Below are 22170 nucleotides of genomic sequence, written 5' to 3'. Positions count from 1 at the left end.
AACCCAAATGGACTACTAAACTTGACATGTCATCAGAAAGACAACAATTTGTAAAATATGTGACTTTTTCAAAACACTATCCCTCAGTATCTTACTATACCATACAAAAATAAAGTGGTATTTTTTTGTACTTTTTACTTTATTTACATCAATGAAAAAAGAGCACATCCGACAGAATGTGCTCTTTCTATACTCTTTATATTACTTTTCGTTCTCTTCTTTTTCTTTATCAAACCATAACAGCTCATCGTTATCAACTTCACCATTATAATTGATTAAAATTTCTTCTCCTGCTTTTATATCTTTATAAGCATAGAAGTTAAATGTATGATTCTCAAAAACGATGTCATACGTTGCATTCGGTGTATATGAATGATTAAATAACATACCATATCCTAAAAGGATTGCCGTATGATTGATCCCATACTCAAATGCGTAGTCAGCAAGTAACGTCTTCTCAATATGTTCATGCTGTTCATTCGGATAAGAGATAACTGGTGCGGCGTGTATCAACTCACCCTTTTTAATATCACGAGTTGCAAATACACCTCTATTAAATTCTCCATCACTAAGTTCAGAAGTCTTAACTTCGATCATATGCGTCACCTATATAATTCTTTCTTTGAAGTATTTTATTCCGCTATTTGCGGATAGCTTGATTGGTGAGGGCTAATAATCAGTATGTACTAGTCTCACTTTATCTCCTTAAGCTTGGCAGAAAACGCGCAGAAAAGCAATTAAATTCCTATCAAGTATTCGTTTCAATGAAAAAAGAGCACATCATTCGTGCTCTTTCCAAGTAATATTACTTTTCTAAAATATCTTCTAACAACTTCACTTGCTCGCTAACAGTTTGCAACGTCTTCACTGACGTATCATTTCGATGTTTTTCTTCTTCCACACTCGCTAGCACTTCTTCTGTAGCTGTAGAAGTTTGCTGAATTACGTTAGAAGCATGCGTAACATCCTTTACGATATTCGTCGTTTTAACTTGGAAACTTTCTTGATGAACAACAACCTCTCGCATTACTTCATTAATTGCATCAATAAACTTCCCTAAATCAGTTACATTTGTTAAAACACTTGCTAACATCTCGTTACATTCTTCTTGTACTCTTTCTGACTTTTCTACCTGCACTTCTACCTTACTTGCTTGATTACTAAACTCCTTCAAAATCCCTTGAATTCTTCCCGCAGAACGATTTGATTCTTCAGCAAGCTTTAACACTTCACTCGCTACAATAGCAAAACCTTTTCCATGCTCGCCTGCCCTCGCAGCTTCAATATTTGCATTTAAAGCTAGCAAACTCGTCTGACTTGAAATATTCGTTATTACATCTACAATTTCATTAATTTGTTTCAATTGCATCATTAAATCTCTAAATATAATTCCAGACTGTGAAACAACATCATTTAAACTTCTCATGTTAGTTTCAAAATTTCTTAAAGTATGTACACTACCCTTTGAAATTTCTAAACTTTCATCCACACGAGCCGATGCAGTTCTTACTTGAGAGATGATTTGTTCAATATTTACCTCCATATCATTCAATACTTCTACCGAGCGATACATCATCTCTGATTGTGATTGCGTACCAACTGCCACCTCTTCAAAGGCAAAATTAATCTCACTCATCGATTCCATCGACTTGTTCATATTTTGTCTTAAATGATTGAAATTACTATCTAGTTTCACAACTGTTTCTTCAATAAGCCTTTGCGTCTCTTCTAGCTCTTGTGCTTTTCTCATTACTTCTTGCTTCTCATCACTTAAACGAAGGAGCAGATTAGAACCGATTTTCGTGACGCCCCACATAGCGATTGTTACAATCGCTAACAAACTTGCAAAATTAGCAGCTTCAGACGAGGCTGTATAAGCAAAGAATTGCTCCGGCCAATAGCTACAAAGGATAAATGTAATCACAACAGCTACCCCGCCAAGAATTAAAATAAGGCGCTCACTTAAGTAAATAAGTGAAACAGCTAATGTGAAATAGACCATTTGAAATACAGCCGGGCTTTCATTAAAAGCTTGTACCATAATGTAAGACATTGTAAGCAACATAAATGTCATGATATATTTATACACTGATTCCATACTTTTTATAAAAGTAAAAATCGTTCCAAATGCAACGACAGAAATACCACAAATCCAAAACGCTATTGCTCTCTCTGTAAAAATATATCCATAATACCCAATTGCGATTATCCCAAGGAAGAAACTACAAATCGTTATAAACAGTAATAAATGATTTTTCTGTGATTCTTTCTCAAGGTTAGAAAAACAAGTCCTCTTTAACCACTCCATATGAAGCCCCACCTTCTACTTATACATATCAATTACTTCAGTTTAAATACCGCACTCACTGGGTTATGATCGCTATTTTCAAACTTTAAATCTTTCCCTTGTACATTTACAATCTCTACATTCGGTGAAACGATAAAGCCATCAATAATAGTAACGAAATTTTCACCTTCTACATATTTCTTCACATCATCTCTCACAGTCATAACAGACGGATCTACAGCCCACTTAAAGCCACCGTCCGTAAAGTCCTTCGGTAACTCTACTAACCACTCAGGACGCTCTTTCACGAACTTCGGATCACTTAATTGAGCGTTCGAAACTAATTGATTCCAATCTCCACCCATTATTACGTAATCACCTTTTTCATAATGTTTGTTCATATATTCTTTTAAATACTCTACTTGCTGTTTTCTAATTTTCCCGCCTTCATCATAAGCAGACAAATGTAAATTTACGAGTCTAACATGTTTCCCATTATTAACAGGAATTTTATATTCCACAATTGCTCGATCTAAATCAAACAAACGCTTTGGCCAAGGCTCCATTCCAGGAAGCTGGAACCTCTTCGCTTCTTGAACAGTGTATTTAGAAAACGTACTTAATCCAGCCTCCGCATATCCCATTGGATTTGTTATTGGCACTGGAACCCATTTCGTATCGTAGTTCTTGCCAAATGACGAAACATAATCAGGTAATCCTTTTTTCAAAAATTCATGTCCATTTACATCAAATGAACGAAGTGACTTTATATCAACTTCTTGTAATAGTGCAAAATCACTATTCTCATTTTGTAAAAACGAAAGCATATTCTTTAAATTAGTTTCCGTTTGCTCTTTACTACTTGAACCAGATCCCTTTCCGCCATCCATAAAGAAATCTTGATCCTTATCTAATCCAGCATATCCAATATTAAATGTTGTAACTTTAAATTCATGTCCAGTCGCTAATACGCGCTCCTTATTATTCTCCACCTTCAAGGCTATAACATCAACAGGCTGTTCTTTAGTAAGTGTCATATACGCTAGAAATCCCCCTACAATGCCCGCTACCACTAAAACACATGTAAATACGATTTTTAAAAATTTCTTCAAATAAATGACTCCTTTTCACGCGAATTTATTTTTCTTTATTTTCAGTCAAATAAAACAAAACGACACACATAAGAAACATTTTATCATAATTAAAACCGTATATCATTATATTTAGTTGATAAGTAATCAATCCCATTTTAATTACTTAAAAAACCTTCAGACATCAAAAAAAAGAAAAGTTACACCTACCTCCTCACTGGAAATTAAACGGTATTTTTAGTACACTATATGTAATAATCATAGGCGATGGAGTTCGCCATAAACGCTGCTTAGCTAATGACTCCTACCAGTATATATACTGGTAGGAGTCTATTTTTTTGAGCAAGCTATTTAAAGAGGTGAGAAAATTGATTTATATTATCGTCGGCATTGCCGGTATATTAGGAGCTCTTTCTCGTTATTATTTAGGTCTTAATATCACCACATTTTGGCATCATTCATTTCCATTAGCAACATTACTCATTAACTTAACCGGTTGCTTCTTCTTAGCGTGGCTAACTACTTATATCGCTCGGCTAAACATCTTACCTTCAGAGATTATCACAGGCATCGGGACTGGATTCATCGGTTCCTTTACAACTTTTTCAACATTTAGTGTAGAAACTGTGCAATTGATCAATCATTCTGAGTGGAGTATAGCCTTCTTATATGTATCATGTAGCATACTTGGTGGCCTCATTATGTCTAGTCTTGGCTATACACTTGGAGATTTCTTAATTAAGAAATCTCTTACGGAAGGTGATTACTCATGATAGAGGCTTTATTAGTCGCAACAGGAGGATTTTTCGGTGCGATTACACGATTTGCAATTAGCAATTGGTTTAAGAAAAGAAATAAAACACAATTCCCACTTGCTACATTCCTTATTAACATAACAGGGGCGTTTTTACTTGGATATATAATTGGAAACGGGGTCACTACAGGCTGGCAACTACTATTAGGTACTGGATTTATGGGGGCATTCACAACATTTTCGACGTTTAAACTAGAATCTGTTCAACTCCTCAATCGTAAAAACTTTAGCACATTCCTTTTATACTTAAGCGCTACTTACATAATTGGTATCGCCTTTGCATTCCTTGGAATAAAGCTAGGCGGAATATAAAAAAAGCGACTCTAACCAGTCGCTTTCTTTCATAAGAAGTATGTCCCGCCATATGGAATGGAAAATAAACCAGCTGGATGTACATCGTAATGTACAATTTGCATCGGAAGCTGTGAATACGGCATATACTGACTTTGCATCATTTGTGCAAAATATGCTTGTTGTTGCATTTGAATAGCTTGATTCACAGCATGAATAGTTCCCTGTGCCCCAGCCAAAGTAATAGCTGCTCCTACTTGTCTTCCATTATAAAAATGATGGTTCATCATGATTCATCTCACTTATTCTTTTTCTTCCATATGGTATGTTTCTATTTCATAGTGAGTGTTTTGTCCCTATCTATTGCCCTTTTTCAGCTTTGAAGTAATAAATCCAAATAATAATACACCAATACCACTAAGGAACAATACATAACTTATCGGTACTAGGAAAAAGAAAGGTTCTTCAAGGAATCCATCCGCTCCTACTTTACTGTTTGAAGCATGTATAGTTAAAGAAATAATCGCTAAAATCATGAAAGAAATAGCTACTATGTATTTATTTTTCATTTCAAATTCTCCTCTACTCGTGTAATTCTCCTTGGATCGTTAACATCATATTATCTAAAATGACATTAATAGTCAATAAGTATTTATCGTTTAACAATAAATACTTATTGATTAGGCTAATAACAAAAAGGTTTGCAAAGCATCTTAAATCACTTTGCAAACCTTCTAAATTATAAAGTGAAACTTTAATCAGCTCTCACCAATTGGGCGTTTACGGGCAGCCCGACTCGCAAATAACGGAATAAATCTTTACGCTTCAAACCTCTTGCTTAATACAACATACATTGCGCAAAATAGCACAAATATCCCAGCATAAATTAACAAAATCTCTACACTAAACATATCCGACAATGGACCAAATATTATCATTCCTAAAGGAAGCGCACATGAATTCGCAATTTGTACAAGGCTAAACATCCGTCCGTGCATTGATGGTTCTACTTTCTCCTGCAATAACACAGTAACTGGTGTATTGAAGCACGGCATTGTTATACCAATTAAAAAGTTAAATACTAAATACATAATAAATACCGGAGCGATCCCTAGTCCAATCATAAGCAGTCCATATAATGCACAAGCTAGCGCTGTTGTATGCATACGATTACGAAAACCACCCCATGCCGCAATCAATATGCCACCAGCTGCCGCACCCGCACTAAAGGTCATCTCACTAGCAGTAAGTCTCCACATTTCAGCCCCGAAAGAACGAGTTACCATTAAAGGTGTTAAAAAAGCAGCTGGACTTATTAAAATCATGACGATAATCAATAAAACGATTAGCCTTTTAATAAATACATTTTCTTTTAAATAAGAGAACCCTTCTTTAATTCCTTGTAGATTAGATTTTTGCTTACTCTCTACATTCACATGTCCTTTCACCTGAATGACAAACATAATACTAATTCCAAACATAGCTGTAATAACATCAATAAAAAATGTTGTTTCAATGCTGGCAATAGAAAGAATCGCCGCACTTGCTGCTGGAGAAAGAAACATAATTAAAGATGTAATACTGCTATTTATTCCATTTACTTTCATCAGATACTCTTTCGGAACGATTTGCGGAATTAATGCATTCACAGCTGGCGTTTGTACTCCTGTTCCAGCTGAACGAATGAGTAACACAATAAAAAGTAACCAAATACTTTTATATCCTGTTAAAAATAAAATTGCTAAAACTAACGTCGCAATCGCTATAATCCCGTCCGATAACATAATCATCTTTTTGCGGTCATAACGATCAATCCAAACACCTGCAAACAAAGATATCGCAATTTGTGGTAGAAAACCGCAAACAGTTGAAATAGTCAACATCACTCCTGATGATGTTGTAAGGGTGATATACCATATAATCGCGTATTGCACGAGAGAGGAACCGAACAACGAAATAGTTTGAGCGGTCAAAAATAATATAATTTTCGTTTTCCAATTGTTTTCACTCATATGTTTCACACCCCATTAACTAATCCCGTCTCTATATGAAAAATGCTATCTGCCCAATCAAGATAAAAACTCGCTTCGTGAGATACGAGTATAATGCTGCCCTTAAACTTAATTAGCGCCTTTTGTAAAGCTTCCTTCGCTTCTGCATCTAAATGATTTGTCGGCTCATCTAAAATTAAGAAGTTACAAGGTGATAGTAATAATCCACACAGTTTCACCTTCGATTGTTCACCACCACTTAACGTACGAATTTCTTGCGAAACGTGCGTATCCTTCACACCACACGCAGCTAAATGATGGCGTATTTCCTTCATATTCAGTTTAGGAAACTGTTCTGAAATAATTTGAAGCGGAGTTAAAGAATCATTGCTCCAATTTAAATCTTGCTCATAATATCCAATCTTTATTTGCTCTGAAAAGTGAAACTCTCCAGAAATACTAGCAATATTTCCAACGATTGTTTTTAATAAAGTAGATTTCCCTACTCCATTGAAACCTGTAATAACAAGTTTTTGCCCACCCATTACTGAAAAATCCAACTTTGGTAAGAGAGCGAAGTCATAACCAACTTCAAGGTTATTTACTTCAAGAACTGTCTGAACTGAAATGGGAAGTTCCTGAAAATGAATAGACGGTTTATGAGTAAAACTTGGTGGCGCAATTCTTTCCATACGCTGCAATTGTTTTCGACGACCTTGCGCTATTTTTGAATTCACCCCGGCAATATTTCTACGAATATACTCTTCCGTTTTTTCAATTTTCTTTTGCTGTGCATAATATTGGCGAATATAATCTTTTCGCAAATGCTCCTTTTGTCTTACAAAATCTAAGTATTTGCCATAATACTTCTTAACCGTTCCGAACTCTACATCACATATGCAAGAAGTTACTTTTTCCAAAAAATCAAAATCATGTGATACGACAATAAACGCTCCTTCAAACTTCATTAAATAATTAGCAAGCCACTCCACATGCTCCTTATCGAGAAAATTCGTCGGTTCATCTAGTAATAAAATATTAGGCTCTTCTAATAAGAGCTTCGCTAAAATTACCTTTGCACGCTGACCTCCGCTTAATTCACCAATAACACGATCCATCCCAATCACATCAATACCTAGACCAGCTGCCACCTTATTTATTACGCTGTCTACTGAATAAAAATCACGAGCCTCCAGCTGCTCTTGCATTTCAGCTGCTTTTAGTAGTTGATTCTCATCTCCAGTCATCGCACTTTCTTCATATAACTTGTTCATTCTCTTTTCCATTTCATACAAATCATAAAAGGCTCTCTTTAAATATTGTGAAATGGTATAACCCTCATCAATTTCAGCGTATTGATCAAGATGCCCAATTTGAATATTGGGTTGCCACTTTATGTCTCCCTTATCAGGAATAATTTCCCCCACTAATATTTTCATTAATGTGCTTTTTCCTGCACCATTCTGTCCAACAATTCCCATATGCTCCCCTTTATGCAAATCAAAAGAAGCATTTTCGTATAATACTTTATCTATAAAACTATGTGATAAACTTTCAACTTTAAGTAAACTCATTTTTATTCCTCTTTTCCTGAAATTAAAAAAAGCAGAGAGATAGCGTCATTCGACACTAGCCCTCTGCTTCGTGGTTTTTCCTATACTACTCCAATTTACAGTAAAGACTCATCGGAATAATATACACAAAGGGCCATAGACAAAGCATTGTCTATGGCCCCTTAATCTATTTTATACACCAGCTGAAAAACCATAACGAAATAAGCATAGATATACTATACTTTTTTCGAAAAGTTATTCAGCCGATGAATATAGGGGATTTAAACCCCTTGATTAAGCTCCGTACAACGCTTCACCGTATACATTTGTGCGGAGCAAAGTTTTCTAATGAGTTTTACAAATTTTATATAAAGCATATTCTGCACCTTCCTTAATACTTAAAAGGGATTTTAGCATACGGTTTTACGAAGCGTCAACATTACTTCTGAATCTTTCAACTACTTGTTTTCAAAATATTGCTTCTGAAACATACACATTCTTATCGCATTATGATAGTTACCATCAACGAAAAACTCATCGATAAGCTCACCTTCTACCATAAACCCAACTTTTTTATAAACATGTACTGCCTTTTCATTTTCCTTATCCACAACTAAATATATCTTATGCATATTTAGTACAGAAAAAGCGTAATCCATTGCTAAACGCGTCGCATCCACTGCATAACCATATCCTTGATAATTCGGATCAATAATAATTTGGAATTCTGTTCTACGATGAATATAATCAATTTCTACTAACTCAACTAATCCAACCATTTCATTGTCTTTCTCAACGATAAATCGGCGTTCGCTTTGATCATGTATATGTTTATCGTATAAGTCTTGCAGCTCCACAAATGCCTCATATGGCTCTTCAAACCAATACGACATAATGTGCGCATTATTATTCAGTTCGTGTACAAACTTTAAATCTTCTCGTTCTAATGGACGTAACTTCAATTCCTGATTCATTCCTATAACCTCCAAGTAAAAAAACCTCTTCACTTAATTTCTCAATTTTTTTCGATTTCAAACGCCCTAATTTCATTGTAAACTTTCAAGCAACTTGAAGGTCAAGATGTAAAAACTAATGTAAAAATATTATGCCGAAATTTATAACTAATTAATAAAGAATGTAGGTATTTACAGTAACTTAACGAAAAAAGAACAGTCTTTTTGCTTTCCAAAAAGCTCAGTAAGATAAAATAAAATTATAAATATATCATCGTTAAAAATTAAGAAAAGGAGCTGAATCTATGAGTATACAATATAGAAAATATGCGTTATCTGTAATCTCATTAGCCTTATTTACTCTTATTGGTTGTACTAATAATGAGCAAAAAAACGATAAAAACGAGACATATACTTTTGAGGCTTCCAAAAAACGTGGTGATATTATTGAGAAAAACGATGAAGTTTATAACATAGAGAAATTAGATACTTTCGTAAAAAACTATAATTCAAATAAAGACGATTCAGTTAGAATTACTAAATTTAATAACAAGAACGAGCCTATTATTATTGATTTAACTGTAAAAAAAGAAAAGGAATCTACCTCCGTCTATTATGATGTCGACTACACAAAAACAAATGAGAAACTTAATGAAAACCAAGAGATACAATATTCGAATACTACATGTCAAAAGATAAAGAAAGATATTGAAGACAACAAAGTAACTTATAAATTAGAATGTCCTGACACTATTCATTTGATTACAGCCCCAAAATCATAGGGTGGAAAATTCCACATAAAAAAGTAGTGCAAACTTACGTCTGCACTACTACTCTTTTCTCAAATCTCTCATATTCGATATGTATAAAGCAATAACTAAAACAAGAATTGCTCCCGCGTATAATAACGTCTCCATCGGTTCCTCATGAGACACAATAATCAACCGAATTAAAGCCGTAATTCCGATATAAATAAAATAACGTAACGGGAAATGATAATTCGATTTAAAATACTTAATAATTAATGCAATGAACTCGAAGTATAAGAAATAGACGATGATACTTTCAACCAATTTATAAGACGTATACTCTTTTGACGAAAAAATATACTGCACAAACGTGATCGTCTCATTCACTAAGAAAATCGATAACACAATGGATAATATAATTAAAGCTATATTTAATATCCATTGCAAAATACTAGCTATAACATGATCGATATTAAACGACTTCATTTTATCTTTAAACTCCCCTTCGTATAAGTACTTATTTATTATAGCAAAATTACGATTGGAAAGAAGTTAAATCATATATTCGTCCTTTGTTGTTGCCAGTATAGGCCAGATTTAGTGTGTGGAGAATTCTGTTTACAACCATACCTGACGAAACATGGAGAAACTCTTTCAAATTACCGTTCGTACATGTCGTACTAATGAGCAATGCATAATCTCGTATAGCACCCTCATGTGCCACTTTTGAAAAATCTTTACAACTTGTACAACGCCAACCCTTCTTAACTTTAACCATTGGAATAACTAAGCATTTCTCACATTGTACTCCATTTAGCAACTCCTCTTTTTCTATTTTATATTGCTCAAGTATATTTTGTTGAAGTGGAGAATGCTCCGCTATTATTTGATGAATGAGCCTATCTACATTATCTATAACTTTTTTCTTATATTTACTTTCAAACCACTTTATTTTATGAGGTAGATTTGCACTATGAATAATTGTATGAAGAAGATTGTCATCTGAAGATTTTATAATGGTACGAGGCGAGCTAATAACAACGAGGGACTCGATTGGAAGACTAGAAGAAAATCCATGTAAGCTTAACCATTTTTTAAGTTGTATTTCCTGCCTTTTTATTTGTAAAACAGGGTCTGGAAATCCCTCTGAATTTCCTTCTGTTATTCGGATAAGTTGATTAAACTTTGTATCAAATATTAATGTACCTGCTATATTTTTTATCTCAAGAAACAGAAGAAACTTTGTGGAAATGATAATAGTATCAATTTGAAAGTATTGATCATGATTAGATAAGCGAACATCATGTAAAACACTGTACTCTTTCTCAGAAATAAAACTAAGTGGATAATCAATCGCTTGCTCCCCTTTATACCCCGCCATGTGTTTTGCCAAGTTTTCTCCAATTATATTTCGTTTCGGATGATGTACAGGTAACCTTCTAAGAAGCGCTTCTAACTGTCTTATATAAATCGGTATTTTTCTTTCTTTCACAATCACCTCAAACACCCCTTTACAAATATATCAACGATTTTTTCAATATATCTATCACAACTAGCAATATATCAACGATTTTTCCAATATATCTATCATAACTTACAATATATCAACGATTTTTCTAATATATCGATCGGTCGACAATATCCGACACTACCTCACTTCAATCACTCACAGCATATCCTAGAAAAACACCTTCAGCAAAAACTTAAAATCGCATTTCCTCATAAAAAAACCATAACCCGATCCTCCAGCAAAGTTATGGTTTTTATCCTACAACGCCACTCTACCTATAACTTTGCCATGAATTCCACAAAATCCATTTGTGCCTATACCAACTTTCACCTTTTTCACAATGAAACTATATACGTTAAAATCGTTTCATAACGCTATTACTTTCGCATACCTACACTTTATATAATAACGGTACAGTACAAACAACGTACTGTACAAATATATGTGGGGGGATTAACTATGAACGAAGCGTTACTATTAGTCGACATACAAAATGATTACTTTGAAGGTGGCAATATGGAATTATATCAACCTGAAAAAGCCGCACAAAAAGCGAAAGAAGTTTTGAAAGCATTTCGTGAAAAACATAAAACAGTTATTCACGTACAACATATTGCGAACAATGAAGGAGCTACTTTCTTCTTATCCGATACAATAGGTGTTCAAATTTATGATGATGTACAACCAATTGCTAACGAAAGAGTCATTCAAAAACATCACCCTAACAGTTTTTTAAGAACAAATTTATTAGAAACATTACAGACAGAGAAAATAGACCGACTAGTCATTTGCGGTATGATGACTCATGTATGTATTGATGCAACAGTGCGCGCTGCCAGTGACTTCGGATTTCAATGTATTGTAATTGAAGATGCTTGTACAACAAAAGATTTAGAATTCCAAGGAAATCTAATCCCCGCAGTACACGCTCATCAATCGTTCATGAGTGCATTAGAGTTTGGTGATATTTATGCAACAGTCATGTCAGCAAACTGTTTTATAAACAAGAGCAAATAAAAAATTACAGTTCAAAAAAAAGAAAGGATAAATATCTTATTCTTTCTTTTTTTCCATTGTCTTAATGACCGTATTTATACGATAATCACCATAATGTAAAACATCTGCAAGAGCCTCTTCTAATTGCTGATGCGAAGATGTGTGAAGAGTCATGACATAGCACCCATCGCCGCTTATACGATACATTTCAGTAATTACGTCCGTTTTTTCAAAAAAGTTTTGAATTTGATTATGATAGTGCGGTGCATGCAAAAATAGTGTAACAAAGGTCATAATAGATCCTTCTAGCTTAGCCCTGTTGATATTTATCGTATATTTTTGAATGACACCTGCCTCTTCTAATTTATGAATTCGTTTCCCGACAGCCTGACCAGTCAAATGTACTATCTCCCCAATTTCCTTCCAGTTCATTCTAGCGTTTTCTTGTAGTAATTGTATAATCTTAAAATCTGTTGAATCAAACATGGACATCCCCTTCCTATACGAAACGAATTCTATAAAATCTTCATTTCCCCTACAGTTTAGCTCGAAAATTTTGCAATACAATCGATTGGCTCCATTAGGAATTACATTATTGTTAACGACTTTCCTTCTTCATTACAATGTATTTGTTGGATTACTCGTAGGCACTACAACAAGCTAGCGATTTTTTATAAATATGAACATTTTTTAGGAATTAGTTTATCTTTTTTTAATGTTTTATTTAGAGGCAGTTTATAGTCGAGTATTAACATAAGAAACGTAGCAACTAAGTTTATATATGACGCACTGCTACTATAATCGCAAACCGTACTACTTAAAATTACAAAATAAGGAGACGATAAAACATGAACAAAAAAACAAAAGCACTATCATCCATACTGCTCGGATTCACATTAGCATTAACAGGGTGTGCTGGTACTAAAGCTGAAGAAAATCATGGGAAACAAAAACAAGAACAAGTTGCTAAAGAAACAAAACAGGAAAACAAATTAACTAAAGGGCAAAAAATGGCTAATATTCTTAGCGAGACGAATTGGCAAGGTACACGAGTGTATGACAAAGATAAGAATGACTTAACAAAAGAGAATGCAAACTTCATTGGTCTAGCAAAATATGATGCGAAGTCAGGCAGATATGAATTTTTCGATGCTAAAACAGGTGCAAGTCGTGGCGATAAAGGAACATTCTTTGTCACAAATGATGGGAAGAAGAGAATATTAATTTCAGAATCAATGAAGTATCAAGCTGTCGTTGACATGACAAAACTAAATAAAAATGTATTTACTTATAAACGAATGGGGAAAGACGCTAACGGTAAAGATGTAGAAGTTTTCGTTGAACATGTTCCATATAAAGAAAAAGAACTTTCTTTCACTGATCCTGACAAGCAGCTGAACACGACTACAGGAGATATTGTTAAAAACGTTGATGGAGATAAAATTTTAGGCGGTACCCTTTGGCACGGAACAAAGGTATTAGACGAAGCTGGTAACGATGTAACACAGTTTAATTCGAATTTTATAAGTCTAGCAAAATTTGATGAAAAATCTAATAAATATGAGTTCTTCAATAGCGAAACAGGTCAAAGCCGCGGTGATTATGGCTACTTCGATGTTGTACACGAAAATAAAATAAGAGCCCATGTTTCAATTGGAAATAACAAATACGGTGCTGCTCTTGAACTTACTGAACTAAATAAGAATAAATTTACGTATAAAAGAACTGGTAAAGACCAAGCTGGTAACGATATAACTATATTCGTTGAACATGAACCTTATAAAGGTGATATGAAACCACAATTTAGCTTTTAAAAACGTTTGATTAAAGAGCCTGTACTGAGTTACAGGATCTTTCTTATTAAGCAAGAGAACGAAAAGACGAAAAACATGTAGCTTTTCGTCTTCACAATATTCCCACCTTATAGTTGATGATTTACAAAACCTAAAAACATACCGATACAAAATAAAATTTGTGACTAAGTAAAAAGCGCCCTACTTATAGGGCGCTTTTTTATACTTAATGACTAATACTAGCTGTTGGGTATAATGTTGTTCCTCCAATTGAAACTTTTATTTCATTTGTTAATGGAACGTTTTGTTCATTAATAATTGTTCTCCACCATTCCCATGCAAGACCTGTACATTCTCTTGCAACAATTTTTATATTTTTTGAGTTCGGTGGAAGTGGGATAACTGTAGAGTAATGAGCCGTTTTGTCTTTTCCGCTACCATCCCATGTTTTATGTGTTAGTACTTCGTTACCCTTTTGGTCAAATGTGAATTCATCCCAAGATACATCAAATTGAGCAACGTAAGCACCGTAATGATCAAGTGTCATTTTAGCACTTGAATATTCTGTAGTTGTCGTCTCAATATAATCTGTATTGTTATGAACAGCAGCAGTTGCATTATCTTTTAAGAAAGTACTTGTATATGAAATTGGGTATGCTGGATTTTTAAGACTTAATTCAGCATTATCTTTAATGATATTTCGGATTTCATTGAAATCTTTAGTAACAACCTTGTTATGCTCTTTCGCATCTCCGCCTAATACTACAGCAGTAAAGGTACTTTCTTCAAAAATATCTTTATACTGTCCACTTGCTTCAACGCTGTTATCCTTAAGTAAGGCTTTAAAAGCAGCTTGTACATCTTTACTCTTAGATGTTGTTTCTAATTTTACATAAATCGTTCTACCATAAGCTACATTTGAAACCATAACAGGTGGAGCCGAATTACTTACGCCTTTTCGAGTTAACTCATCAAAAGTAACACTATTATCAAAAAGGTCGGATGGATTGTTAGGTAGTTCAGCACTTACCGTATAAAATATTTGCTTATATGCGGCAACCATCACTTTTTTCTCTCCATTTGCAACCGCATTAAAATCAATGTTTAGACTGTTATCAAGATATTTAGCGTTAACATTAAGAGCACTTGCGATTTGTGATTTACTATAAACCATAGATTCCGTATACTGCATTCTTGCAGGTAACGTATGTGTTGTAGAATACTTTTCATTCCAAGTAGATACTAAATCGTCTACTGCTCCAGCTACATTACCATATGTCGGATTTTGGACAGTGATTGTATTTTCTTTTCTCATACCCGGTAAGTCTATACTAATATTCAGAGGCTTTCTCTTAGCCACTAATAAACTTGGTTGATTGTCTGCAAAAGCTTTATTTGCAAGTTGTACAGCTCCTGGGTACGTGCGATTCACTACAGAATCAATAATTGAAATATCGACTGGTGACGTTGTAAGTGATTTTTTCTCGCGTTCCACCACTACAAATTTACCATTTGAATTGATACTTTCTTTCGGAACAAAACTCTCTACTTTATCACCATTTATAGCTAAAACCTCTTGATTATTATATTTAAGATTTGCTATACCAGTATCAATGCCACTAGCATTTTTGGTTACATCAGTTGCATTACTTGCTTGTGTTTCTGCGAAGGAAATAGATGAATAATTAATAGTGCATAGACTGACTAATAAACATGCAAGGAACTTTCTTCTTTTAGTGTTTTTCTTAATATTCAGAAAAATCACCCCGTTCTTTTTTTAGTAAAATATGATAATGATTGATAAATGATAGCTAACTAATAAACTTACATAAATGCTTTTAAAAGTTCTTGAATTAACGGGATTACGCCACCTACAAATTTTAATACTGCCATTGCGATTTCCATATTATTTCCTCCTTTTTATTGCTACGAAAATGTAATTTATCTTTATGCCCTCATTATAGTGACCCCTTACACTTTTATCAATACACTCTGGTATGCAATATTACATATAAAAAAAACAAGCTGAATTCTTTTAAAAAGTTATACAGAGATATTTTTTTCGTTTGGTACATACTTGAAAAGGTGAAGCATTCTTTTGCATTTTATGAGTAGTCACATAAAAAAAGCTGCTGCCTATAAAATATAGACAGCAACTTCAACTAGAGTAGCTTGCATAATCTACGCAAGCTACAGTATTTTTTACATTTTATAACTAATAAACAGCGATTGGCCCATAAGGACCTTTAATAATTTCTATTCTTGTTTCAAAAATATCTGTCAAAAGTGTTGAGTCCATAACTTCTTCTACTGTTCCAAAAGCAGCAATTTGTCCATCTTTCATAGCACAAATTTTATCAGAGTATTTGGCTGCAAAATTTATGTCATGCATAACAGTCAAAATTGTTCTTCCAAATTCATTAGCTGCACGTCTCAAATGCTCCATCATTTGAACAGATCGAGCAACATCCAGGTTATTCAGAGGCTCATCCAAAAGTACATATTCAGTCTCTTGGCACAATACCATCGCTACGTATGCCCTCTGTCTTTGACCACCAGAAAGCTCATCTAAATATCTATTCTCTAAATTAGTTAAATCTAGGAAGTCGATATATTTAGAAATGATAGCTTCATCCTCTTTCGTTAATCTTCCCTTTGAATAAGGAAAGCGCCCGAATCCAACTAATTGTCTAACAGTAAGCCTCGTTACAAAATGATTTTCTTGTCGCAATATAGTCAAAACTTTTGCTAAGTCTTTTGATTTGGATTCAGAAACATCCATATTTGCTACCTGAATTTGACCTTCATCCATATCTAAAAGTCTGCCAATCATCAAAAGTGTCGTTGACTTTCCAGCACCATTTGGTCCAATTAAAGAAGTAAAGCCTGCTTTTGGTATTTCAATATCCAAAGGTCCTATTTTTACCTTATCAGTATAGAACTTTTTAACATTATCAATTTTTATCATAAAGCCCTCTTCCTTAAAACTATAGTTAAGAATATAATTCCACCAAATAATTCAATAATAACTGAAACTACACCTTGAGCATGGAATACATGATACATTAAAAAGTATGCGCTCGTCATTATTAAAAATCCTATAGCAAAAGCCATCGGAAAAATATATCTATGATCATAAGTTGCCGCTGCCTGATAACTCAAAGTTGCCACTAAAAAGCCGTAGAAAGTAAGTGGCCCAATTAGAGCTGTTGAAATGGACATTAAAATAGCAACTAATACAAGTGTATAAATTACACTAGGTTGATATTTAACTCCAAAAGAAGTAGCAACATCCTTTCCTAGTGACAAAACATTTAAATTCTTAGAATGAGCAAAAATTAATACCGCTACAATTATAATCATAGGAATTACAATAGGAAAATATGCAGGATCTGCATGATTAACAGAACCAAATAATCTTGCTTGTAGAATATCAAATTCTGAAGGCGCAAGTAGTTTTCTCATGAAAGTTGAAACTGAATTTAGCCCGGTACCAATAATAATTCCAACTAAAAGCATAAGTTGTAAATTCCCGTATTTACCGGAAAGTAACCATCCATAAAGTATCAAACTCATGAAGACCATAACAACAACTTGAAATAAAAATGATCCAATTCCATTAAAATTTATTAATGCACTAGCACCAAAGAAGAATATTGTACTCGTTTGAATTGCTGAATAAAGTGATTCGAAACCTAAAAGCGATGGAGTAATAATTTTATTATTCGTAATAGATTGGAATGCAACTGTCGACAAGCTATGGCAAACTGCAGCGATAATCATTGCAACAATAGCTACTATCCTTCTCTTAACGACTGGGATAAAAGAAGGTGAATCTATCGGAACTGGATTGTTATAAACTAAAAGTCCATATGAAGAAAGAAGACCTAAAGCAATCAATGTTATCAGTAAAATCCAATAACGTCTTGCTTCCTTCTTAGACCGAAAAGCGCTAGCTGATCTACTTTCATTATGAAGGCTAGAATCGATTTCGACATTTTCTTTTTTTCTATATTCTAATGTGATCATCGTAGCCTCCTTGGTTTTCTTTGTCTCAATAAAATAGTAATAAACACGACTGCTCCTACTGTTGCAAGTATTAAAGAAACAGGTAATTCAAAAGGCTGTATAATTGTTCGAGAAATGATGTCACAGGCAGTTATTGATCCCATTCCGATCACACAAACCCAAGGTAAATTACTCCTAAGATCATCACCTCTAAACATTGAAACGATATTTGGCACAATTAATCCTAAGAAAGGTAAGTGTCCAATAACAGCTGCAACAATTCCAACTGCAACAGAGATAAGAGCAGTCCCAAAAAGAACAATTCTATTGTAATTAACTCCAAGACTTGTTGCGACATCTTCTCCTAGTCCAGCTAAAGTCAATCTATTCGCATACATAAAAATAAGAAAAGTAATGATAACAATCAGCCATAAATATTCATATCTTCCCACCTGAATGTTAGCAAATGAACCTACAAACCAAGTTTCAATACTTTGCGTCTTTTGAAAAAGGAGTCCTAAAAAAGTAGACACTGCAGAAATTACTGCTCCAAGCATCAATCCAATAATCGGAACAATTAAAGACGAACGAAGCTTAACTCTTCTTAAAAATAGAAAGAAAATCATAGTTCCTATAAAAGAAAAAATGATTGCACCAGTCATTCTTTGAACTAAAGTCGGGGCAGGAAATAGTAAATACACAAAAAGCAGGCCTAAGCCTGACCATTCAATCGTCCCCGTTGTAGTAGGTTCAACAAAGCGATTCTGTGTAATGAGTTGCATTACGAGCCCTGCCATCGCCATCGCAGCTCCAGTAAGCATTAATGCAGCTGTTCTCGGAACACGAGTTATGAAAAACATCTCTGTCCCGTCCTCTTGTCCACGTATATCATAAACTCCAGTAAACAGTGATATAATCCCTAAAATTATAACAACTATAATGGCTATTATAAAAGGTTTTGTCCATAATTTATTGTGATTATAAAACTGGGGTTGAGAAATATTCTCAACCCTAGAAATTATATTTTTTGACACTGTTTCGTACTCCTTTACACTACTTAGCTAAAGTTTTTGCCATATTTCCAAATAACTCTATATAAGTTTGAATTGATTCATTTGTGTAAGTATCTTCTGGTGCATAAATAACTTGTTTTTTAGAAACAGCAGTTGTGTTTTGAAGAGCAGGTGATTTAGAAATAACATCCTTAGCAGGTGTTGACTTAGCTGCATCAGATGTTGCAGCATCACGATCTAATACGAAAATCCAATCAGGATTTGTTTGTGCAATAGCTTCAACAGAAACGTCATCACCTTTATGACCTGCAGTAGAATTTGAAACTTCTAACGCTGGAGTCCAACCGAAAATTTCATACATTGGTCCCCAAACACGACCAGAGTGCGGCGCAGCAAAACCAATATTACCACCAGTAACGATAACACTCATAACTTTATCTTTTCCGTTATAAGCAGATTTTGCTTTTTCAATAGATTTATCAAAATCAGCTACTAATTGTTTAGCTTCTTTATCTTTATTAAAGATTTTTCCTAAAGTAATTGTAGAATCTTTAAGTCCTTTTACTAAGTTTTCGCCAGGCTTAGTAGCTTTCTCAGAAACATCAAAATTAAGATCAATAACTGCTGCATTTGGTACTAATTTTTTGATTTCTTCGTAATGGTCAGCAAATCTTTGACCAACGATTACAAGTTCAGGATTTGCCGCTGCAATAATTTCTAGATTTGGTTCACGGTGATTCCCAATATTTTGAACTTTTTCATCCTTTTTATATGCTGAATCAGCAGGCATGATATCCTTTGGAGCAGCCGCTAATTTAATTCCCCAATCAGATAAAGTTTCAAAAGTTCTGTTATCCAAAGCAACTACATTCTTTGGGTTTACAGGGACTTTAACAGTTCCATGAGCATCAGTGATTTCAACCGTTTTTGGCTTATCACTACTATTATCTTTATTAGCTTTTGACTCTTTAGTATCATTACTTGGATTTGAGCAAGCTACTAACATTAAAGTAAAAATTGCTAGAATACTCACTAATTTTAAAAGCATAGATTTTTTCATATGTATACTCCTTATAGTGTGATTTATTTCGAAAATGATGACATCCATAGATTGAATTAGAAAGTAACTTTTATTCAATTGAATCGCTATTGATAATCATTTTCATTTGAACATCCTGTTAATTAGTATAGTCTTTAATTCTGTGAAAATCTTGTGAATGGTGTGAATTAATAAAATCAGGCACACAAAGTAATATATGAAGTCGGGCGTGTTGATTAACCTTTATTCTTCAGAGCGTGTCGATTTCTTTCGAGTAGACACTTTCATTAGATCCGGTCTCAACTAATGCGCGCTAGAATCGTCCCCTACACAATACCAAAAAGATGAGCACCTTATAAACCATAATTTCCCCTGCAAAAAATGCTCATTAATAGCTAATGTTTTCATAATCCATTACCTGATAGAAATATTTTTTTACATCTTTTCATACTTCTCAGGAACTATTTGATCATCATATTTAATAAAAAAACGAGTAAAACTGAATGAAATAGTTTTACTCATTTTTTATTATTCAATCATTGAATAGCCTCTGCCGTGTATCGTTTGAATATATCTGTCTTTCTTCTCACACTTTAACTTTTTTCTTACATAACCAATATATAAATCTACTACATTTGGATTTACTACTACGTTATATCCCCAAACTTGATTCAACAGCATTTCACGGCTCAATATTGTGTTTTTGTTTTTGATTAAAAATACAAGCAAATCGTACTCGCGCTTAGTAAGCGAGAGGTTTTCGCCACCCTTTTTCACAATATTGCTAGATGCATCAACAAAGAGATCTTTAAACTGAAAAAAGTTTATCTCATTTTGCTGGTTACAATCACTTCTTCTTAAAATAGCTTGAACTCTTGCTACTAATTCTTCTTTCGCAAATGGTTTTCTTATATAATCATCTGCTCCTGCTTGTAACCCTGCAACGCAATCCTTACTAGAAATATTGTCAGTCACAATAATAATCGGTGTCGTTTTAACAAGTCGTATTTGTCTGCAAATTTCTGGTCCTGATATACTTAATGAATCCCAATCCAATATGATAATATCCCAATCTTGTTCATATATTATATTTAAACCTTCGTTTTCATTGTGAAGTTTTAAAATGAAATAGCCTTCTTGCGTTAGACCGCTTACGATTTTCTTTGCTGAAGACCGTTCATTTTTAATCACCAACACCTGCTTCACCGATGGTTCACCTCTACTTCAATATAACTTAGTTAGATAAAAATTATCCCAAAAAACAATTTAAGATTTATAAATTTAAACCTCCTAAATAATCCATAAAAACAGCTTATTAGGAGAACTCTATATAATCTTACAATAGGTATGGATAAAAACACAAAGCATATGAAGATTTGAATACAGTGAAATCTTCATACCCCCCCCAATTGGGCGTTTACTAGCAGCTATAGTATCTACCTGCTTATCATCAATAACTATTCATTCAGTTTCTATTTCAGGGGTACCCCCCTCAACTTAAATATTTTATAAAACCACAAAACAAAAAGAACCAAAACCTTACCTTATTTTGCAGCATAAGTCTGCCGTAAATCGCAATTTTTAGGGCCATTCCTTATATAATTTGAAACATATTATTGCCAAAAGTTGTTTATAAACCCATAACTTTGCCGAGAATACCTGTTCTCTCAAATGCGATTTCTAATTAATTACTAAAACTTGAAACAGATATACAAACAACGGTTTAAGAGGAGAATTTATATTAAAAGGAGAGTTACGAAAAACGTTGGAAAAAATTATAGGAAGAATTACCAACGTCAGTGTGATTGCCCTTCTTGTGGCACAAAATGCAGCGCTCAATATTAGAAACGAAGCAATGCGTCTCTTAACCGTAGGAACTACGGGGATAGCCTATACTAAGGAATCCCCCACTTCAAACAGTCCTTGAGAGTGTTAAATGGTCAGTAGTTCAAAATATAATCGTGTTTTGTACATCTGATAGTCTGTACTGAAACTAAAATAATGAGGAATTAATATAATGAACAGTTCCACTATTTCACTAAATAACATTCTAAAAAATATATTCGATTAAAAAAGTGAAAT

Annotated in this window: 22 protein-coding genes and 1 riboswitch; of the genes, 5 read left to right on the top strand and 17 right to left on the bottom strand. The window is 33.8% G+C overall.

Features of this window, described 5'->3' with window-relative positions:
- Nucleotides 1-201: 201 nt before the first annotated feature.
- The 3 genes from MR143_RS07530 to MR143_RS07520 form a co-directional block, all read right to left on the bottom strand.
- On the bottom strand, nucleotides 202-597 hold the full coding sequence (locus tag MR143_RS07530; protein WP_000573649.1) for an SET domain-containing protein: 396 nt from the start codon (nucleotides 595-597) through the stop codon (nucleotides 202-204).
- A 208-nt stretch (nucleotides 598-805) separates the two neighbouring features.
- Nucleotides 806-2308, bottom strand: a complete 1503-nt coding sequence (locus MR143_RS07525; protein WP_000455075.1) for a DUF4077 domain-containing protein — start codon at nucleotides 2306-2308, stop codon at nucleotides 806-808.
- Nucleotides 2309-2340: 32 nt separating this feature from the next.
- The gene (locus MR143_RS07520) at nucleotides 2341-3399 is read right to left on the bottom strand and encodes an endonuclease/exonuclease/phosphatase family protein (RefSeq protein WP_000714053.1); all 1059 of its coding nucleotides are present in this window, start codon (nucleotides 3397-3399) and stop codon (nucleotides 2341-2343) included.
- A 233-nt stretch (nucleotides 3400-3632) separates the two neighbouring features.
- Nucleotides 3633-3692: riboswitch (Fluoride riboswitch) on the top strand.
- A 54-nt stretch (nucleotides 3693-3746) separates the two neighbouring features.
- Here MR143_RS07520 and crcB (MR143_RS07515) point away from each other — a divergent pair.
- Together crcB (MR143_RS07515) and crcB (MR143_RS07510) are read left to right on the top strand one after the other, a co-directional pair.
- Nucleotides 3747-4151: a fluoride efflux transporter CrcB gene (gene crcB / locus MR143_RS07515; protein WP_000639317.1), complete on the top strand. Its 405-nt coding sequence runs from the start codon at nucleotides 3747-3749 to the stop codon at nucleotides 4149-4151.
- Nucleotides 4148-4504 carry a fluoride efflux transporter CrcB gene (gene crcB / locus MR143_RS07510; protein ID WP_046946660.1) on the top strand — a complete coding sequence of 119 codons (357 nt, stop codon included), beginning with the start codon at nucleotides 4148-4150 and terminating at the stop codon, nucleotides 4502-4504. Before crcB (MR143_RS07515) ends, crcB (MR143_RS07510) begins: the two co-directional genes overlap by 4 nt.
- Before the next feature lie 29 nt (nucleotides 4505-4533).
- Here the strand turns inward: crcB (MR143_RS07510) and MR143_RS07505 are convergent, their stop codons facing one another.
- The 5 genes from MR143_RS07505 to speG form a co-directional block, all read right to left on the bottom strand.
- Nucleotides 4534-4773: a DUF3947 family protein gene (locus MR143_RS07505; RefSeq protein WP_000980932.1), complete on the bottom strand. Its 240-nt coding sequence runs from the start codon at nucleotides 4771-4773 to the stop codon at nucleotides 4534-4536.
- A 66-nt stretch (nucleotides 4774-4839) separates the two neighbouring features.
- Nucleotides 4840-5052, bottom strand: coding sequence for a DUF3955 domain-containing protein (locus MR143_RS07500; protein ID WP_000792583.1), 213 nt, complete (start codon nucleotides 5050-5052; stop codon nucleotides 4840-4842).
- 249 nt (nucleotides 5053-5301) lie between these two features.
- Nucleotides 5302-6495 carry an MFS transporter gene (locus MR143_RS07495; protein WP_001293749.1) on the bottom strand — a complete coding sequence of 398 codons (1194 nt, stop codon included), beginning with the start codon at nucleotides 6493-6495 and terminating at the stop codon, nucleotides 5302-5304.
- Nucleotides 6496-6500: 5 nt separating this feature from the next.
- On the bottom strand, nucleotides 6501-8048 hold the full coding sequence (locus MR143_RS07490; RefSeq protein ID WP_000054867.1) for an ABC-F family ATP-binding cassette domain-containing protein: 1548 nt from the start codon (nucleotides 8046-8048) through the stop codon (nucleotides 6501-6503).
- A 437-nt stretch (nucleotides 8049-8485) separates the two neighbouring features.
- Entirely contained in the window at nucleotides 8486-9001 is a 516-nt protein-coding gene (speG, locus tag MR143_RS07485; RefSeq protein ID WP_001071092.1) for a spermidine N1-acetyltransferase, read from the bottom strand.
- A 284-nt stretch (nucleotides 9002-9285) separates the two neighbouring features.
- Between speG and MR143_RS07480 the strand changes: the two genes are divergently transcribed.
- Nucleotides 9286-9762: a DUF4362 domain-containing protein gene (locus MR143_RS07480; RefSeq protein WP_000027507.1), complete on the top strand. Its 477-nt coding sequence runs from the start codon at nucleotides 9286-9288 to the stop codon at nucleotides 9760-9762.
- 48 nt (nucleotides 9763-9810) lie between these two features.
- Here MR143_RS07480 and psiE read toward each other — a convergent pair whose 3' ends face one another.
- Nucleotides 9811-10215, bottom strand: a complete 405-nt coding sequence (gene psiE / locus MR143_RS07475; protein ID WP_000834707.1) for a phosphate-starvation-inducible protein PsiE — start codon at nucleotides 10213-10215, stop codon at nucleotides 9811-9813.
- Nucleotides 10216-10264: 49 nt separating this feature from the next.
- A complete protein-coding gene (locus MR143_RS07470; protein ID WP_002181000.1) occupies nucleotides 10265-11221 on the bottom strand; it encodes a nuclease-related domain-containing protein in 957 nt (318 codons plus the stop codon).
- Nucleotides 11222-11698: 477 nt separating this feature from the next.
- Here MR143_RS07470 and MR143_RS07465 point away from each other — a divergent pair, with 477 nt between their 5' ends.
- Nucleotides 11699-12256 carry a cysteine hydrolase family protein gene (locus tag MR143_RS07465; protein ID WP_001001097.1) on the top strand — a complete coding sequence of 186 codons (558 nt, stop codon included), beginning with the start codon at nucleotides 11699-11701 and terminating at the stop codon, nucleotides 12254-12256.
- Nucleotides 12257-12292: 36 nt separating this feature from the next.
- Here MR143_RS07465 and MR143_RS07460 read toward each other — a convergent pair whose 3' ends face one another.
- A complete protein-coding gene (locus MR143_RS07460; RefSeq protein WP_000460474.1) occupies nucleotides 12293-12721 on the bottom strand; it encodes an Lrp/AsnC family transcriptional regulator in 429 nt (142 codons plus the stop codon).
- Between the two features lie 362 nt (nucleotides 12722-13083).
- Here MR143_RS07460 and MR143_RS07455 point away from each other — a divergent pair, with 362 nt between their 5' ends.
- The gene (locus MR143_RS07455; protein WP_001036598.1) at nucleotides 13084-14049 is read left to right on the top strand and encodes a DUF4822 domain-containing protein; all 966 of its coding nucleotides are present in this window, start codon (nucleotides 13084-13086) and stop codon (nucleotides 14047-14049) included.
- Between the two features lie 205 nt (nucleotides 14050-14254).
- Here MR143_RS07455 and alo read toward each other — a convergent pair whose 3' ends face one another.
- The 6 genes from alo to MR143_RS07425 all read right to left on the bottom strand — a co-directional run bounded on the left by alo (nucleotide 14255) and on the right by MR143_RS07425 (nucleotide 21294).
- Nucleotides 14255-15793, bottom strand: a complete 1539-nt coding sequence (alo, locus tag MR143_RS07450; RefSeq protein ID WP_000576722.1) for an anthrolysin O/cereolysin O family cholesterol-dependent cytolysin Alo — start codon at nucleotides 15791-15793, stop codon at nucleotides 14255-14257.
- Between the two features lie 450 nt (nucleotides 15794-16243).
- Nucleotides 16244-16996 (bottom strand): iron ABC transporter ATP-binding protein, encoded by a 753-nt coding sequence (locus MR143_RS07445; RefSeq protein ID WP_000590060.1) that lies wholly within the window; start codon nucleotides 16994-16996, stop codon nucleotides 16244-16246.
- Nucleotides 16993-18057, bottom strand: a complete 1065-nt coding sequence (locus tag MR143_RS07440) for an iron chelate uptake ABC transporter family permease subunit (RefSeq protein WP_000631241.1) — start codon at nucleotides 18055-18057, stop codon at nucleotides 16993-16995. The genes MR143_RS07445 and MR143_RS07440 overlap by 4 nt, the downstream gene beginning before the upstream one ends.
- The gene (locus MR143_RS07435) at nucleotides 18054-19070 is read right to left on the bottom strand and encodes an ABC transporter permease (protein WP_000041820.1); all 1017 of its coding nucleotides are present in this window, start codon (nucleotides 19068-19070) and stop codon (nucleotides 18054-18056) included. Before MR143_RS07435 ends, MR143_RS07440 begins: the two co-directional genes overlap by 4 nt.
- 19 nt (nucleotides 19071-19089) lie before the next feature.
- Nucleotides 19090-20109 (bottom strand): siderophore ABC transporter substrate-binding protein, encoded by a 1020-nt coding sequence (locus MR143_RS07430; RefSeq protein ID WP_000749441.1) that lies wholly within the window; start codon nucleotides 20107-20109, stop codon nucleotides 19090-19092.
- Between the two features lie 507 nt (nucleotides 20110-20616).
- The gene (locus MR143_RS07425) at nucleotides 20617-21294 is read right to left on the bottom strand and encodes a response regulator transcription factor (RefSeq protein WP_000815817.1); all 678 of its coding nucleotides are present in this window, start codon (nucleotides 21292-21294) and stop codon (nucleotides 20617-20619) included.
- Nucleotides 21295-22170 lie beyond the last annotated feature (876 nt).

It is taken from the genome of Bacillus cereus group sp. BfR-BA-01347 (genome assembly GCF_022663835.1).
GTDB lineage: Bacteria > Bacillota > Bacilli > Bacillales > Bacillaceae_G > Bacillus_A > Bacillus_A thuringiensis_K.
Note: the sequence above shows the minus strand (reverse complement) of the source record. Positions and strands in the feature narration are given on the sequence as shown.